This window comes from Marinicauda pacifica (genome assembly GCF_004793635.1).
GTDB lineage: Bacteria > Pseudomonadota > Alphaproteobacteria > Caulobacterales > Maricaulaceae > Marinicauda > Marinicauda pacifica.
In genome coordinates this window covers 504589-520348 of record NZ_SRXV01000002.1, presented here as the reverse complement: position 1 = coordinate 520348, position 15760 = coordinate 504589, and the positions used below count along the sequence as shown (strand labels likewise).

The 15760-nt window shown below is 63.3% G+C and carries 11 protein-coding genes; 7 read left to right on the top strand and 4 right to left on the bottom strand.

The annotated features are described in order from the left end of the window. Nucleotides 1–110: 110 nt before the first annotated feature. Nucleotides 111–5027: an NAD-glutamate dehydrogenase gene (locus E5162_RS08775; RefSeq protein WP_135944861.1), complete on the bottom strand. Its 4917-nt coding sequence runs from the start codon at nucleotides 5025–5027 to the stop codon at nucleotides 111–113. Nucleotides 5028–5357: 330 nt separating this feature from the next. On the opposite strand from E5162_RS08775, the gene E5162_RS08770 reads away from it, so the two are divergent. Continuing rightward, nucleotides 5358–6053 (top strand): SDR family oxidoreductase, encoded by a 696-nt coding sequence (locus tag E5162_RS08770; protein WP_135944860.1) that lies wholly within the window; start codon nucleotides 5358–5360, stop codon nucleotides 6051–6053. A gap of 425 nt (nucleotides 6054–6478) precedes the next feature. On the opposite strand, the gene E5162_RS08765 is transcribed toward E5162_RS08770, so the two are convergent. Then, nucleotides 6479–7912, bottom strand: a complete 1434-nt coding sequence (locus tag E5162_RS08765) for an alpha/beta fold hydrolase (protein WP_233342075.1) — start codon at nucleotides 7910–7912, stop codon at nucleotides 6479–6481. Here E5162_RS08765 and E5162_RS08760 point away from each other — a divergent pair. The 5 genes from E5162_RS08760 (at nucleotide 7911) to E5162_RS08740 (ending at nucleotide 13501) form a co-directional block, all read left to right on the top strand. Beyond that, nucleotides 7911–9602: a LytR/AlgR family response regulator transcription factor gene (locus E5162_RS08760; protein ID WP_158291252.1), complete on the top strand. Its 1692-nt coding sequence runs from the start codon at nucleotides 7911–7913 to the stop codon at nucleotides 9600–9602. The two genes, E5162_RS08765 and E5162_RS08760, sit on opposite strands and share 2 nt — an antisense overlap. 210 nt (nucleotides 9603–9812) lie before the next feature. Continuing rightward, a complete protein-coding gene (locus E5162_RS08755) occupies nucleotides 9813–11018 on the top strand; it encodes a tyrosine-type recombinase/integrase (RefSeq protein WP_158291251.1) in 1206 nt (401 codons plus the stop codon). 86 nt (nucleotides 11019–11104) lie between these two features. Then, nucleotides 11105–11314 carry a helix-turn-helix domain-containing protein gene (locus E5162_RS08750; RefSeq protein ID WP_135944856.1) on the top strand — a complete coding sequence of 70 codons (210 nt, stop codon included), beginning with the start codon at nucleotides 11105–11107 and terminating at the stop codon, nucleotides 11312–11314. 2 nt (nucleotides 11315–11316) lie between these two features. Continuing rightward, complete coding sequence (locus E5162_RS08745; RefSeq protein ID WP_206751078.1) at nucleotides 11317–12285, top strand: DUF7146 domain-containing protein; 969 nt, start codon at nucleotides 11317–11319, stop codon at nucleotides 12283–12285. Then, nucleotides 12272–13501, top strand: coding sequence for an AAA family ATPase (locus tag E5162_RS08740; RefSeq protein WP_135944855.1), 1230 nt, complete (start codon nucleotides 12272–12274; stop codon nucleotides 13499–13501). Before E5162_RS08745 ends, E5162_RS08740 begins: the two co-directional genes overlap by 14 nt. 538 nt (nucleotides 13502–14039) lie before the next feature. Here the strand turns inward: E5162_RS08740 and E5162_RS08735 are convergent. Together E5162_RS08735 and E5162_RS08730 are read right to left on the bottom strand one after the other, a co-directional pair. Then, entirely contained in the window at nucleotides 14040–14501 is a 462-nt protein-coding gene (locus E5162_RS08735; RefSeq protein ID WP_135944854.1) for a nuclear transport factor 2 family protein, read from the bottom strand. Between the two features lie 133 nt (nucleotides 14502–14634). Next, on the bottom strand, nucleotides 14635–14946 hold the full coding sequence (locus tag E5162_RS08730) for a hypothetical protein (protein ID WP_135944853.1): 312 nt from the start codon (nucleotides 14944–14946) through the stop codon (nucleotides 14635–14637). A gap of 271 nt (nucleotides 14947–15217) precedes the next feature. Between E5162_RS08730 and E5162_RS08725 the strand changes: the two genes are divergently transcribed. After that, nucleotides 15218–15634, top strand: coding sequence for an opioid growth factor receptor-related protein (locus E5162_RS08725; protein ID WP_158291250.1), 417 nt, complete (start codon nucleotides 15218–15220; stop codon nucleotides 15632–15634). Nucleotides 15635–15760: the final 126 nt, after the last annotated feature.

Genomic DNA, 15760 nt, shown 5'->3' with positions numbered 1-15760 from the left:
CTTCGCGCGTTCTTCTCTGTGCAAGGACGATTGTTCTGCCTCTCTGCGCCTGGACCGGCAGCGCCATTTCGCCGCCGCCGGGCCTGCGCAAGGACGATGGCCTGTCTGGATCATCGCCCCTGAACCGCCAGTTCACGCAGCTGCGTGGAGGCGATGGCGACTTTCGACAGCGTCCAGGCTCCCGAATTGGTCAGCTCCTCCACGGCGCCATCGGCCCGGTCGACCTCGGACTCGTTCTCCGTCTGCCACGCGTCGACCACGGCCGAGGCCCAATCGCCATCGGGCGCTTCGGCCCCGGCGGAGAGCTGGCCGCCCGATTTGCGGGCATGCGCGATCATTGCCGAAACAATGGTCTGCTGGCTGGCATACAGGTCCTCGATCAGGCGGCGCATGGCCAGCCGGTCCCAGTGCAGGGTGGAGGAGAGCTGCGAGCCGACACCGCGCAGCCGGTCGAAGCTGAACCGGCGGCCCACGGCGTGGTAGAGCCGCGCGACCGCTTCCAGCGGCCAGTCCTGCGTCAGGGCGAGGTCGATCACATCCGATGACGAGGTCAACGGCCGCAGGCGGGCGACGTCCATCGCCAGGTCCTCCGGCGCTCCCTCCTCGACATAGGTTTCGTAGCGCGCTTTCACGCCCTGGGTCTCGTGGTCGGAGATGATATCGGCCACCCAGGTCTTCAGCGAGTCCACACCGGGCTGATAGGTCGCGACCACATCGTCGATATTGGCAGCATGGCTCGCATCCACCCCGCGGCCGCGGCGCGCCAGCCAGTAGGTCTGGCGGCGCATCAGACGGATGACCTCGTCATACAGGGCCAGCTGGACACTGGCGGGGGCCTTGTTGTCGAGCTCGTTGATGCGCTTGATGTAATCCTTGAAGCGGAAGATGTGCCGCCCCGCCTCGAAGGCGCGCGCGATCGCATCGACCTCGGCGCCCGTGGATTCCATGGCCCGGTGGACGAAGGTCGGTCCGCCCAGATTGACCATGTCGTTGGTCAGGCGCGTGGCGATGATCTCGCGCTTGAGCCGGTGGCCCTGCATGGCTTCGGAGAAGTCTTCCAGCTGCTGCGGGAAATAACTGACCAGCGTGTGCTCGAAATGGGGATCGTCGGGCACGCCCGAGGCCACCAGGCGGTCGAACAGCGACAGCTTGGCGTAGGACAGGAGGATCGCGATCTCCGGCCGCGCCAGACCCAGCGACTGATCCTTGAACTGACGGATGGCCTCGGGCGTGGGCAGACCTTCCACCTTGCGGTCCAGGCGCCCGGCCTTTTCCAGCCGCTCCATCATGCGCTCGTGCGCGTCGACATCCTCGCTCGCGTGCGCCTGCGCGATGGTCAGTGCCAGCGACTGGTCGTAATTGTGCTGGAGCACGTGGCGCGCGACATCGTCGGTCATGCGCTCGAGAAGCGCATTGCGGTCGGCCAGCTCCATCCTGCCGTCCCGCACGATCGGGTTGAGCAGGATCTTGATGTTGACCTCGTGGTCGGAGCTGTCGACGCCGGCCGAGTTGTCGATGAAGTCGGCATTGCACCGTCCACCCTTGCGCGAGAACTCGATGCGCGCGGCCTGGGTGACGCCCAGATTGGCGCCTTCCCCGATGACCGCGGCCCTCATGTCTTTGGCGTCGATGCGCAGCGCGTCATTGGCCTTGTCGCCGACTTCCCAGTTCTGCTCGGTGGAGGCCTTCACATAGGTTCCGATGCCGCCGAACCAGATCAGCTCGACCTTCATCTTCAACAGCGCGGAAATCAGGTCCGAAGGCGAGACCGCCTTCTGCTTGAGGCCGGTCAGCTTGCGAATCTCGTCGGTCAGCGTGATCGACTTTGCCGAGCGGGGGAAGATGCCGCCGCCCTGGGAGATCAGCGTCTGGTCATAGTCCTGCCAGCTCGATCGCGGCAGCTCGAACATCCGCTTTCTTTCTTCCCACAGGCGGTCGGGGTCCTGCGGGTTGGGGTCGATGAAGATGTCGCGATGGTCGAACGCCGCCACCAGCCGGATCTGTTTGGACAGCAGCATGCCGTTGCCGAACACGTCGCCGGACATGTCGCCGACGCCCAGCACGGTGAAGGGCTCGGTCTGGATATCCTTGCCCATCTCGCGGAAATGGCGCTGGACCGAGACCCACGCGCCTTTCGCGGTGATCCCCATCTTCTTGTGGTCGTAGCCGGCCGAACCGCCCGAGGCGAAGGCATCGCCGAGCCAGAAATCGTACTCGGTCTGCGCGACCGAGTTGGCCAGGTCGGAGAAGGTGGCCGTCCCCTTGTCGGCGGCCACCACGAGATAGGGATCCTCGTCGTCCCAGCACACGACGTCGTCGGGGCGGTCCACGGTGTCGTCGACAATGTTGTCGGTGATATCGAGCAGGCCGCGCAGGAAGGTCTTGTAAGCTTCCTTGCCCTCGGCGAGCCAGGCCTCCCGGTCGCCGCCGCGCGGCAGCTGCTTGGGATAGAAACCGCCTTTCGAGCCAACCGGCACGATGACGGCATTCTTGACCTGCTGCGCCTTGACCAGGCCGAGCACTTCGGTGCGGAAATCCTCGCGCCGGTCCGACCAGCGCAGGCCGCCGCGCGCGACCGGGCCGAAACGGATATGGACCCCTTCCACGCGCGGGCTCCAGACGAAGATCTCGCGATAGGGCTTGGGCTCCGGCAGCTCGCGCAGGTCCTTGCTGGCGATCTTCAGCGAGATCCAGGGCTTGGGCTGTCCGTTCTCGCCGCGCTGGTAGAAATTGGTGCGCAGCGTGCCTTCCAGAAGCCTCAGCATCCGGCGCAGCACCTTGTCGTGATCCAGGCTGGAGACGTCCTCGAGCGCCTTGCGTACCGAGGCCGCGATCTCCTTGGCCCGCTCCTCGCGCGCCTTCATGTCGAGGCCGAGCGACGGGTCGAAGCGCGTCGCCGCGTATTCGAGCAGGTGGCGGGCGATCGTGCTGTAAAGCGTCAGCGCCTCTTCCTGGATGACCTGGGACGGGTCGAGACCGGTTTGCTGGCGGTAGCGCGCGCAGGTGCGCAGGAAGGCCGCTTCGCGCCAGGAAATGCCGATGGACAGGATCAGGCGGTTGAACCCGTCATCCTCGGCGCGTCCATCCAGTACGGCCAGGATTGCATCTTCCAGGCCGCTGGCGACCGACTGGACGTCGGTGACCGGGCCGAAGTCGGAATGCATGTCGAATTCGTGCACCCAGACCGTTTCGGTTTCGCCGTCCGCGCCCATCCGCTTGACGCCGTAACCGGCCTCGGCCTCGACGTGCACGCCGAGATTTTCCAGGACCGGCAGGACCGAGGACAACGAGACCGGCTGACCGAGCCGGTACAGCTTGACCCGGATCTGGGTGTCGCTGTCGCTTGCCAGCCGATAGGCGCGCGCGGCCGTGCGCATCTCGCCGGAGACCATCTCCATGCGTTCGATGTCGGCGAGCGCCTCGTCGGGCGCGAAGCGTTCGCGATACCCGGCCGAATACCCCTGGATATACCGTTTGACGGCGCTGCGGATATCGCTGTCGGCGTGGTCCCAGGCCGCCGTCTCCAGCTCGTCTTCCCAGGTGCGCGTCAGCGCGGCGATGGCCTGCTCCAGCTCCAGCGGATCGGGTTCGGGATGCTCGAACGGCTCCAGCCCGATGATGAAGTGAACGCGGGCCAGCGGGCCGTCGCCGAAATTGGGATAGAAGGCCGACAGCCGGCCGTCGAAGGCCTCGCGCAGAACCTCTCCGGCCAGTTGCCGCACGCGCGAGCTGTAGCGCTCGCGCGGCACGAAGAGCAGGCAGGAGACGAAGCGGTCGAACTGGTCGCGGCGCAGGAAGAGCTTGGTTCGCGGCCGGTCGAACAGGTGCAGGATGCCCAGCGAGATTTCCAGCAGGTCTTCTTCGGTGGTCTGGAACAGCTCGTCGCGGGGATAATTCTCCACGATGTTCTGAAGCTTCTTGGCCGAGTGGCTGCCCGGCGTCTTGGCGGCCTTCTCCAGAACGCGGCGCACCTTGCGCCGGATCAGCGGCACGTCGCGCGCCATCTGGTCATAGGCTTCGGCGGTGAACAGGCCGACAAAGCGGGTCTCGCCCAGCACGACGCCATCCTCGCGATAGCGCTTGACGCCGATATAATCCATGTAGACGCGCCGGTGCACGCGGCTCTTCAGATTGGCCTTGGCCACGATGACCGGGGAGGGCGCGCGCAGGAAGGATTCCACCGCCTCGCTGATATGGGACGGCTCGGCCGATTTGCGCAGAACGTGCACATCGGGATCGCGCAGCACGCCGCGCCCCGTCTCGTTCAGGACGATGGGCTCGCGTGAGCGAAGCTGGCCGGACTCGTCGACATCGAACTCGAAGGCCCGGCAGCCCAGGAAGGCGAAATGGTTGTCGCGCAGCCAAGCCAGGAAATCGAGCGCTTCGTCGACTTCCTCGCGCGGGGCCTTGGTGTTGGCGTTTTTGAGATGATCGATGGCCTCGTCCATCTGGGCGCGCATGTCGGTCCAGTCGTCGACGGCCGCGCGCACATCGCACAGCGTGGCGAGTACGCCGTCGGTCAGCTGGGCGCGGCTCGCCTCGTCGAGCGGTTCGAGATGGACCTGAATCATGGATTCCGCGATCACGCGGCCGCCCGACTCCACGCGGTCTCCGTCCTCGTCGCGCCGGATCTGCACGATCGGATGGAACATGGCGCGCACGTCCAGCGCCATGGACGAAATCTCGCCCATCACCGAGTCGACGAGGAAGGGGCGGTCGCGGCTGACGACTTCAAGGATATCGCGGCCGATCGCGTTGCCCTCAACGTCTTCGGCCGGACGGACGCGCACCAGGATCTTGTCCGACGGGCGCTGACCGGCGAACGTCCAGAACTGTTCGGCCATGTTGAGCAGGTCGTCGAGCGCGATCTGTTGCAGATCCTCGGCCAGCGCGTCGCTCCAGATCTGGGTCAGAAAGCTTTCCGCCTCCGGGCCCGGTTCGCCGTAGGCCGCCTTCCAGCGTTTTCGAGCTTCCTTCAGGAAGGTCTCCCGCTCATAGGCGTGCGCAACGCTGACCACGGCATTCATGGAGTTGGCTCCGAGTCTTTTGTGGCAGGACCCGCCTGAAGCGGCCCCACGGTTTTCGAATGGCGCGCAGCCTAGCGCGCCCGCTTTTGCTTTCAAGCGGTGCGTCAGATGCTGCAGCGCGATAAATCAGTTGGCGGGCAGCGGGCTTGCGATGGGCCGGGTGAGCGGCGCGGGGATAAGACGGTGCATCCGGCCGGGGGCAGGCTATTATCCCGCCGATGACAATCCTCTATTGAACCACCCCCACGCCCATGCGCTCCCGTCTGGACCCCGTTGCCTGGCATGTGGTTCGTTTGTGCGAGCGCACTTATTCTTGATGGAGACCACACCATGCCCACCGCCCTGATTACAGGCGCCAACCGGGGAATTGGCCTCGGACACACCCGTTCCCTGCTCGAGCGCGGCTGGACCGTTCATACCGCCGTGCGCGATCCGAAAGGGGCCAAGGACCTCTCGGCGCTGAGCGAGGCGGGTTACGATGGCGAGCTTGTCATTCACAGCTATGACGCGCGCGAACCCGACGCCGCGAAAAAGCTGGCGCGCGAGGTGACCGGCCCGCTCGATATCCTGTTTGCCAATGCCGGCGTGATGGGGCCGAAGGCCCAGGGGTTCGGCGATCTCGATTTCGACGCGTATCTCGATGCGCAGCGCGTCAATGTTATGGCGCCGCTCGCGCTCGCTGAAGCCTTTGCCGATCAGGTCTCGGCCTCCGCGCTGAAGGTGATGGCCCTGCAATCGAGCCGCATGGGGTCGATCGCGGACAACGATTCAGGGGGACGCTATGCCTATCGGGCCTCGAAGGCGGCACTCAACGCCGTCGGGAAGTCGCTCAGCGTCGACTTGAAGGACAAGGGCGTGATCGTTCTCATCCTGCATCCCGGCTGGGTGCGCACCGATATGGGCGGCGATCAGGGCCTGCTGACGGTGGAGGAATGTGTCGAGGGCCAGCTCGATCTGATCGCGCGCGCCAACCCGGCGATGAGCGGACGCTTCTATCACGTCAACGGCCAGGACCTTCCCTGGTAGGCGCGGTGGTGCACGGACCGAAATGCAGAACGCCCCGCGGACAGGATCCGCGGGGCGTTCGTTTTGGGTCACCGGACGGGGACAGGAGAGTCCGGTGACCCGACAGGTCTCATTGGCAGGCTGGGGGGACGCACAATTGAGACCTGGTTATCTAACGAATTCATCTCGTCGAATCCGTTCACCCAATCATGTAGAGCCCGTCCGAGCCGCTGCAAGCAGCGACGACTGTCGCAAGCGCTAAAATTGCAGCCGCGAGAGCGAGAGACACAAACCGAACCATTTTTCCAATCCGTCTTCTTTCTTGCCGCGCTGCGCCAATCCGCCAGGCGGTGATGGATTGGCATATGGAGCCGCATCCGGGCGAATGCCACGGCGCGCGCTTCACAACAGCGTGAAAACTCTGCTTCCGGCCCGGAAGTAATCGCTCAGGGTGTTGTGAAGGGGACGCGCCGGGCGGCGATGCGTGTGGTGTCAATCTCTTCGCAGCGCAGGAAATGCGCCATGATCTCCGCGACCTCGGGGGTACTCATGAAAAGGTTATGGCCAGCGTTCTCCACCTCGATATGGGTGAGCTGGCTAAGACCGGCGACGGCCTCGCGCTGACCTTCCAGATAGGTTCGTCCATCCAGCGTGCCCGAGAACAAGAGCACGGGTACATCGCTGCGCGGCCCGGTCCTGAAGTCCTCGCCCAGATCCAGCTCCGGCAAGACGGGCAGAATCTGCGGCATCGGAAAATTCAGATACGCCCCGATCGGGCTGGTTTCAGCCTGCGCCCGGAAGGCTTCCAAGCGCGGCGCGCTGATACCCGAAGCCCGATCCATCGCCGTCGGCATGGCGCGAAGCGTGATCGGTTCGCCCGGCGCGAAGAAATAGCCCATCAAACCCTTCAGCGGCTCATGAATGCCGGCGTCTAGGGCGGTGTAGATGTCGAGCAGGGTCTCGGCGTTCTCCGGATCTCCGATCATCGCTCCGGCGATCTGTTGCATGTCCGCACGCCGCACCAGGACATCCACATCTCCCGCTTCACTGGCCAAGGTCAGCAATATCGGTTCTTCATCGAGAGCGGCATGAACGCGCATGACCAGATCGCGCGCATTGCCGTAGCGCTGGCGCGCACCGGGCTGGGCATCGATCGCCGCCTGCAAACGTCCGAAATACGTATTGGTATGGGCAGGCAGCTTCACGGTTTGATCGAGACCCTCGGCGCTGGCCAGTATCGCTGCCTCGATGCGGTCCCCCATCTCCTCGAGTGCGGCAAGGGCAAGGTGGCTGCCGTAGGAGATACCCCAGAGCGAGATTTTCGGCGCGCCGAGATGGACGCGCAGGGCATCGAGATCGTGCACGCTCTCCAATGTCGTGTAGCCGCGTAGATCGATCCCCTGTTCGCGCCACCGTGCCGCGCACTCTGCGACGGCATCGAGATATGCACGGGTGTAGGCGTCCTCGGATATCGGGGCAGCCGGATCGAGGACAATGCTCGACCGGCACGGCTCGGTGGAGTCCGACAAGCCGGTCCCGCGTTGGTCGAAGGCGATCACATCGCCGAACTCCCGCATCGCCATGAAGAGCGAAAAGCGGTCTCCGCGTGCGGTTCCCGTGCCTGTTCCGCCCGGCCCGCCGGCCAGATAGACGATGGGCATGCCCGGCTGTTCCCCGGTTGCCCGAAAACAGATATAGCCGAGTTCGAGGGTTCGGCTCCCGGGATCGCCGCGATATTCCGGTACGTTCAGCCGTCCTCGCCAGGCCTCGACCTGCTCGCCTGACCGAGCCTCGAATATGACCGGCTCACTGCCACATTCGGCGTTTGCTGCGGTGGCCGAGAGTAGGGCGGCGGCCAGGCCGGCTAATATGTATTTCATGGTACGCATCCTTTTCACGCTGGGTGTGGAACGTGCCATGCTGGAATGTGCGGTGCCGGCATCTCCAGCGCCCATCGGTGAGCGGTACGGGAAATCCGGCAAGCGGGCGGGCGGTCCCGGTCGGTCGGTAGACGGTAGTGGGATGACGTGGATTTCACACTTCTTCGCGGTCTCGCTTCTCTTCGCCGCGATCTGTGGTGAGGCCGCCGCGCGTGATGGCCGGGATCTCCATGTCGATGTGCGGTGGGACGCGGTCGTCACAGTATGCCCGGCCCGGCCCGGTGAGGCCGCGCCGCCGACCCGCGCGGAATGCGAGGACCGGCGGCTCTGGCAGGTCGACCCTCAGCAGCGCAGCCTGTGGCTAACGCTTCAGGTAACCGTGCCGCCCGCGCTTATTGAGGCGGGCCGCCCGCTTGGCCTTTTCTTTTCCGGCAAGGCGGCCAGCGCCGCTTATGTCAACGGGCGGCCGGTCGGTCAGAACGGGCAGCCGGGCTTTGACCGGGCGAGCGAAGTGGCCGGATTTATGGACACGGTCTTCTACCTGCCGTCCGGCGTTCTGCGCGCAGGCGAGAATGAGATCGTGATGTTCATGTCCGGCCATCATAGCCGGATCCATCTGGACTCTCCGATCCACGCGCTGGCAATCGGCGTCTACCGCGATCCGACGCGAGCGATAGCTGCTCATTATCTTCCAGCTCTGGCAATATTCGGCGCGCTGGCAATCGGGGCGCTTTATTTTGCTGTTGTTGCGGCCCGCGGCCTGGCGTCTGCAGCGACGGGAGCGCTGGCCGCTGCGGCGGGCGCGTCCGCCGCTCAGCTCATTCTCGAAGCTTTGCGCGGCTTGTGGGCCTATCCCTATCCGGTTCACGACGTCCGCCTGGTTCTGATAACAGTCCTCGCCACGCTCACCGGCGTGATGCTGGCGCTTTTTGCGTGGAGTCGGGTGCGCGACCGTGGTCACCTGCCGGTCGGCTGCGGCGCTCTCGCGCTTGCCGCGCTGGTCCTCCCGTTTGCTCAGGGATACGACCTCAAGACGTTTCTGGGCCTCTTGCTTCCAATCGTGTTCGCGATCGGGGCGCTCGCGGTCCAGCGCCGGCGCGATCGGCGCCGCGCGTACGTGCCGGCCGGGATGCTGCTCGTTTTTGCCGGTCTCCTCATTGTTATGCCACGGCACCTACTCGACATTGCGTTTTTCCAGCTTATGGCCGGGCTGCTGCTCGTCCTCTTCGTGCAGCAGGCCATTTTCCTGGCCGGTCTGGTGCAGCGCCGGCGCGAGGAGGCCGGCCGGGCCCGGCAGCTTGAGGCCGCTCTTGCCAATGTCGGACAGGCGCGCAATCCACAGCGTCTTCAGATCGCCGAGGCAGGCCGGGTGGAGCTGGTGGACACACGGGTCATCGTTCATTGCCGCGGGGCGGGCGATTATGTCGAACTGCTGCTGGAGGACGGGCGCACGCTTCTGCACGACGCGACTCTGAGCGGTCTGGAGGAGAAGCTGCCGGCAACCTTTGTCCGGGTGCACCGCTCTCACATCGTCAACATGTCGCACATCGTGTCGCTGGACCGAGCAGCAAGCGGCGTCGGACGCCTCACCCTGGACAATGGAGACGGCGTCCCGGTCAGCCGGCGCGTCATGCCGCGCGTGCGCGACGTGCTCGCCAGCACCGTGTCAGGCCGGGGCCCGACCGCGTGATAGTCGTGGTAGTAGCAGGAGGAGAAGAATGGAGCGGGCGATGAGCTCCAGAGCGCCGTCTGGCGTTGTCCGCCCTTATCTCGTGCCGTTCTATAAACTCGCATTATAGCAATAACTTAGTGACTATATACCATCCGCAATCGTCCACGAACTTCCATTGAAATCCAAATCATGTGTGGGTACATATGCGGGTATGAAAGGAGTGCCTTCATGCCCCTCACCGACCTTGCGGTCAAGGCTTTCAAGCCTGCAGACAAGCCCTACAAGAAAGCAGACGGCCGCGGCCTCACCCTGCTCGTGAAGCCGGGCGGCCAGAAACTCTGGCGCCTCCGGTACAGGCTTCACGGCAAGGAAAAAATGCTCGGTCTCGGCAGCTATCCCGACGTCTCGCTCTCCGAGGCGAGGGCTGAGCGAGATCGCCTGCGCAAACTTATCGCCCAGAACAGGGATCCGAGCCTCGTGCGGCGGGTCGAGCGTCTGGAGGCGCGACAGTCGAGCGAGGACACCTTCGCAAAGCTCGCCGAGGAATTCGTGCAAAAGCGCGAGGCGGAAGGGGCCGCCTGGCGCACCATCAAGAAGCACCGCACGCTTCTCACCGTGCTTCTTCCCGAGTTGGGCGCGCTGCCCATTCGCGAGATCAATTCTCTCCAGCTTCTCGCAGTCCTGAAGAAGGTGGAGAAGAGCGGGCGCGTCACGATGGCGCGCGAAGCGCGCGCTCTCGCGAGCCGCATCTATCAGTTCGCCGTATCGCAAGGACGAGCGGCCACCGATATTTCCGAGCCGATAAAGGGCGCTCTTCGGTCGCCTGTCGTGAAGGGCCATCCGGGGATCACTGATCCGGACAGGCTCGGCCGCCTGCTCGTTGATATCGAGGTCTATCAAGGCGACCGGGTCACGCGAAATTGCCTTCTGCTGCTTGCCCGCCTCTTCGTGAGGCCAGGCGAACTCAGGGAGGCGAGGTGGGAGGAGATCGATCTCAAAGCCGCCGTCTGGCGTATCCCGGCCTCACGCACGAAGCTGCGCCGGGAGCACATCGTGCCTCTGCCTGCTCAGGCCATCGCGCTCTTCGAGGAGCTTTACGAATTGCGGGCCGACGACGCGCTGGTCGCAGGGTCGAGCAGAAAGCCTGGCCAGCCCATGAGCGACATGACCTTCAACAAGGCGCTGCGAAGCCTTGGCTATTACAAAGAGGTTCACGTCTCCCACGGCTTCCGGACCACCGCCTCCACGCTCCTCAACGAGCAGGGCTACAATTCGGACTGGATCGAGCGCCAGCTGGCCCATGTGGAGAGCAACAAGGTGCGCGGAGCCTATAACGCGGCGGAGTATCTGGAGGGCCGCACCCGCATGGTCGCGGAGTGGAATGACTATCTCGACGGGCTGATGAAAACAGCGCGGAGCGCGCCGCGCAGCTGAACTGCAAAAACTGCTTTGACCGGGACGACCGGGTCCAAGTCCATGGTGTCTCTGGGGTGTCATCTGAAACCACTCAGGAGACACCCATGTCCCCCCAAACGACCACAGACAAATCTCGTGAGCTTCCCGCCCGCGCCCTCACCATTGCCGACTTCGTGCGGGCTTACGGCATCTCCCGCGCCAAGACATACGAGCTGCTGAAGGCCGGGGAATTGCGGGCCGTGAAGGTCGGACGGCGCACGCTTGTTCCCGTGACGGCCGCCGAAGCGTGGTTCAACGCGCTCCCGGAGGCCTGATCATGGGAAGCGTAAACGCCGCACGCGAGCTCTCCCTGTCCCTCGCCGATCGCATCGAGGATGTCTGCCCCGCGCTCGGCCTGCAGCGCTCACCGCTTTCCTCCAGGAAAGAGCTTCGCTTCGGCCGGAAGGGCTCGCTCGCCGTTGTCCGCTTCGGACCGAAGAAAGGGCGGTTCTACAGCCACGAGCACGCCATCGGCGGTGACGCCCTCGATCTCGTCGCGCACGTCCAGCAAAGCTCGACCCGCCAAGCCATGAGCTGGGCCGCCGCCTTCCTCGGACGGCCCGTGCCTCAGCAGAGAGCAACGCCGTCGGTTGAAACAATCGATGTCTCGGCGCTGCACAACGACAAGCGGAAGAACGAGACGCTCGCGGGCCGTATCTGGCGCGCCGCCGGTCCTATCTATGGAACGCCGGCCCAGACCTATCTGGAAGCGCGCTGCGGGAGCTTGCCGCACCACGATCTGACAGGCGTGCTCCGCTTCCACCCCCAGGTCTGGACCGATGGCGGCTGTCATCCGGCCCTTATCGCGGTCATGACCGATCCTCTGACCGGCGAGCCCTCCGGCATCCACCGGACCTTCCTCACCGCTGCGGGAGGCAAATCCCCGCTTGGCAAACGCATGCTCGGCTCGAAAGGCGTTATTCGCCTCTATCCTGACGAGGACGTTGCCGAAGGCCTTCACCTTGCCGAAGGGATCGAGACGGCACTCGCAGCGGTGCATCTCTATGGGCTCGCACCCGTCTGGGCCTGCGGGTCGGCGGGCAGTCTCGAAGCCTTTCCCGTGCTTACAGGCATCGAGCATCTTACCGTTCTTGCCGACAATGATGCGAGCGGCCGGGGGGAGGAGGCGGCCCGCGTCGTATGCCGGGCATGGGCTCAAGCCGGGCGCGAAGCTGTCTACATGAGGCCGAAAGCCAAGGGTGACTTCGCCGACTTCATCGGGGAGGCCCAGCATGTCGCTGCATAATCCAGATACCGATAAGCTCGAGGTAACGGCCGTATCCGCCCGGGCGGCGCCCGAAGCTTCGAAAAAAGAGACTCCTAAGACGGCCGGGCAGAAGCTCTTCCCCTTGAGCGCCGGAGAATTGGGCCCGCCCTCTTCACCAGACTATGTCATCAAGGGTCTTATCAACCGGGGTGATTTCACGATTATCTACGGGAAGGCAGGGTGCGGAAAATCGTTGTTCACGGCGGACGTAGCCTTCCGGGTCTCGCAGCGTAGTGAACGTATCTATGGACGCCGCGTGCGCGGAGGTCCGGTGCTCTATGTCTGCCTGGAAGGGCAACGGGGTTTCCGCCTCCGGATCAAAGCGCTTGAGGACGAGCACGGAACTGCGAAAGAGCTATATCTGATTGAGCAACCGTTTAGCCTGAGCGAGGCCGGCTCCGAAGCCTTCGTCACCGAACTCATCGAGCATGCCAAGAAGCTCGGCGTTGTCATGATCGTCATCGATACCTGGGCCCAAGCGACGGCAGGCGGAGACGAAAACGGTTCCGAAGCCGGCGGGCGTGCGCTTGCCTCAATTAACCGCCTGCGTACCGAAACGAATGCGGTCGTTGTCTGCATCGACCACACAGGCTGGAGTGAGGACGCACAGAAGAGGCCGCGGGGCTGGTCCGGCAAATGGGCGGCCTCCGATACGGCCTTGCGCCTGGATGGCGATATCAAGAAAGGCGACGTTGTCGTTGTGCCGGAGCGCCTGAAAGACGGAACTGACTTCGAGAGCCTGGTCTTCGGCTCCGAGAAAGTTGAGCTGGGGGTCGATGAAGACGGAGACCCGATCGAAAGCTTCCGGGCGATTGAGCGCAGCGAAAGCGAATTGGCGAAGATCGCCTCGCGCCGAGACCGGAAAGGAGGATCGCTGACGGCGAAAGAGGCGGGTGATCTCGACGTTATCGTGAGCTCGCTTGCCAAATTGGGCCAGGACTATGATGCGTCCGGCTATGGAGTAGTGAACGCTGTAACGCGTGACGCACTTTACTCCGCCTTCCGTGAGGCACAGAGGGTGGCAGACAATGCCTCGCTTCAGCGTGACAAAGGCCGTGACACGGAAAGAAAGTCTGGCGCAGAACGCGAGGCAATGAGGCGCCGACTTATGACATTGAAGGATAAGGAAAAAATCGACTTCGACCGCGCCTGGGTCTGGTCAACGATTAATATCGGGGCGCCGAGTGGGGTGTGACACAGAGTGACGCAAACTATGACGAGGCCCAAATCTGCTACGTCACGTCATGTCACGCCCCCCCTTTAGGGGCGTGACAACCGTGACTGCAGGCGGAAAACAGAAGCATTGGCGTTCAAGCCGTACCCTTCAGCAAAGGACTAATGAACCGCCGCTGCCGAAGAAATAACCAACGGCTCCCAGGCGCTGCCTAGTCGACACACTCCATTCCCCGGCCGCGAAATTCCCATCTATCGCATGCAGGAGAGTCGGATGTTTCTACGCTTACGACGCCAAACATTATCAATAGGATCGTCGCGAAAGTGCCTCCGAGGACCGCCGGGATCAGGCTTCCGAACCATCCTTCGGCACCCGCCGGCAGCTTGATCTCTTCACCTTCCCAGAGCGGCATTCCGATGAAAAACGCGAGCCAGCTAAGGCCACTGAATACCAAAAATGTAGCAATCATCGGTCCCCTATTTGCCTTTCTTTTTGTCGGTCTCGCGGGCGCTTAAGCAACCAGGGACCATGTTCTACCCTCAAGTGAAGGTGGACTCTCCTATTGCCGAGCCCGCGCTGAGGTTTTCACCATCACCCGCGCCTCCTCCGGCCTTGGCGCAGCGAACAGCAAATCAATCCGGCGAACCTTCTCTGTTCCATCCAGGGTTAGCACTAGCAGCGCATCCCTCTCCTCGCCCCGCGCGAGAATGAGGCAAGGATGTTTCGCGGCTTTAGGAAGGCCAATCTCGGCTGGAATAATTTCGATCTGATCGCCCATATTCTCTGCGAAAAATCGATACCGCTTTCGCAGGTATTCCGCCACGGCGTGCTTGCCGGTTATCGGCTCGAGCAAGGCCTGGCTTTCGTAAACGACATCGTCTGCCAGCATCTCGATGACGGTTTCGGCGTTGAACCTACGAAACGCCTCGCCATAATGCTGCGTCGCGCCTTTCAATGCAGCCCTCGCTTCGGGCAGAAGTTCGGGGCCGGCCAAGATGGTCGTACGCGTGGAATTCGACATGCTTGATCAACTCCAGAAAAGTCGCGACACCCCCAAACGCCTCAGGAAGGGGGACTGGAGCGCCGCTAGAGGTTTATGTGCGTGTAAAGTCACATTGGCAAAAGATGCGCGTCAGCGGCGCTCAAATCGCCCTTTAAACGCTTTCTAAGCGGGGGGCTGAGCTCGTGTGACGGATCATGATGGCGAGGATTGGTTTCACGCGGTGTAGATTATTGCCCCAGTCTGCCGTGCGCTTCATATGGGCGGGCAGGCCAACCAGCCACTCCCGGAAATCTATCGGACGATGCAAAACCAGGTATTCGATCATGACGCGACGAAGAATGCCGAGCTTGCGCTCCTCGGCGGCCTCGTTCGAGAAGCGCGGGGAGTGGTCGCGCGCACCGCGATAGCTTTCTGTCTCGCGATATTCGACGAGCGCAGCGCGAAGGTTTTCAGAGGTCATCATGGGGCGTCGCCCGGTTTTCGAAAAAGCCGGCCAAACTGCCGACATCTATTAAGTCCCCTTTCAGGGGAGGCGCGCGTGCCTACGCGCGGGCCCCTACGGGGCCTACTTCGCGCGCATCGCATGCGTTTCCCGCGCGCTGTCCCGAAGGGACTTTGCGGCCGCGCACCCACAGGCGTCAGCGGCATCCGCTTGAAAGCCGCCTCGATCAAGGCTTGAAAAGGGAACGTCGGCTGGCACCATTCTGACGCTCGGCCAAAATGAGGAGGCTTGCGTGTCAGCCTTGTTGGAGTTTCTCGAAGGCGAAGGCCTTCCCGGCCACGGCCTGACCATCGATGAGATATTGGCGTCGTCCAACGACCAGCTTGAACGCGACCATCAATTCATCCAGTGGGTCTTTCCCAATCGGCAGCCAAGCCGCTTCAACTGGAGCGCGCCGGTCCTCACTGAGGCCGAAATCGAGGGCATATGTCAGTCCGGCGTTGCGGCCGTATATCTCAGGCGCGCCTTGGCGCGGATGAGAAAGTTTTATTCCGAGACCGATGCCTGGATGGCGCCGAAGGATCACAACCACCTGCGCATCACTCGCATCCTCGAGGCTGCCGCTCTTCTTCTCGGCATCGACGAGGCAAGGCGTTTTCTCCACTTCGTCGAGGAGAGGGTCAGCAATGGGGAGACCCCCGTTTCTTAGCGCACCCGCGATATATGGCGCGAACGCCTTGCCCGCTTGTCCACCGGTTCGAATGCGCCTTGAGGCGGGATCCTGATCCTAACCGCATTTGGGCCTTTCCAGTCCCAGCAAAGGTTGTGTAGCCTT

Bases quoted from the DNA above. Each gene is read 5' to 3' on its own strand.
- E5162_RS08775 (WP_135944861.1), bottom strand. From the start codon at position 5,027: ATGAATGCCGTGGTCAGCGTTGCGCACGCCTATGAGCGGGAGACCTTC.
- E5162_RS08740 (WP_135944855.1), top strand. From the start codon at position 12,272: ATGTCGCTGCATAATCCAGATACCGATAAGCTCGAGGTAACGGCCGTA.
- E5162_RS08760 (WP_158291252.1), top strand. From the start codon at position 7,911: ATGGTACGCATCCTTTTCACGCTGGGTGTGGAACGTGCCATGCTGGAA.
- E5162_RS08745 (WP_206751078.1), top strand. From the start codon at position 11,317: ATGGGAAGCGTAAACGCCGCACGCGAGCTCTCCCTGTCCCTCGCCGAT.
- E5162_RS08735 (WP_135944854.1), bottom strand. From the start codon at position 14,501: ATGTCGAATTCCACGCGTACGACCATCTTGGCCGGCCCCGAACTTCTG.
- E5162_RS08750 (WP_135944856.1), top strand. From the start codon at position 11,105: ATGTCCCCCCAAACGACCACAGACAAATCTCGTGAGCTTCCCGCCCGC.
- E5162_RS08755 (WP_158291251.1), top strand. From the start codon at position 9,813: ATGCCCCTCACCGACCTTGCGGTCAAGGCTTTCAAGCCTGCAGACAAG.
- E5162_RS08730 (WP_135944853.1), bottom strand. From the start codon at position 14,946: ATGATGACCTCTGAAAACCTTCGCGCTGCGCTCGTCGAATATCGCGAG.
- E5162_RS08765 (WP_233342075.1), bottom strand. From the start codon at position 7,912: ATGAAATACATATTAGCCGGCCTGGCCGCCGCCCTACTCTCGGCCACC.
- E5162_RS08770 (WP_135944860.1), top strand. From the start codon at position 5,358: ATGCCCACCGCCCTGATTACAGGCGCCAACCGGGGAATTGGCCTCGGA.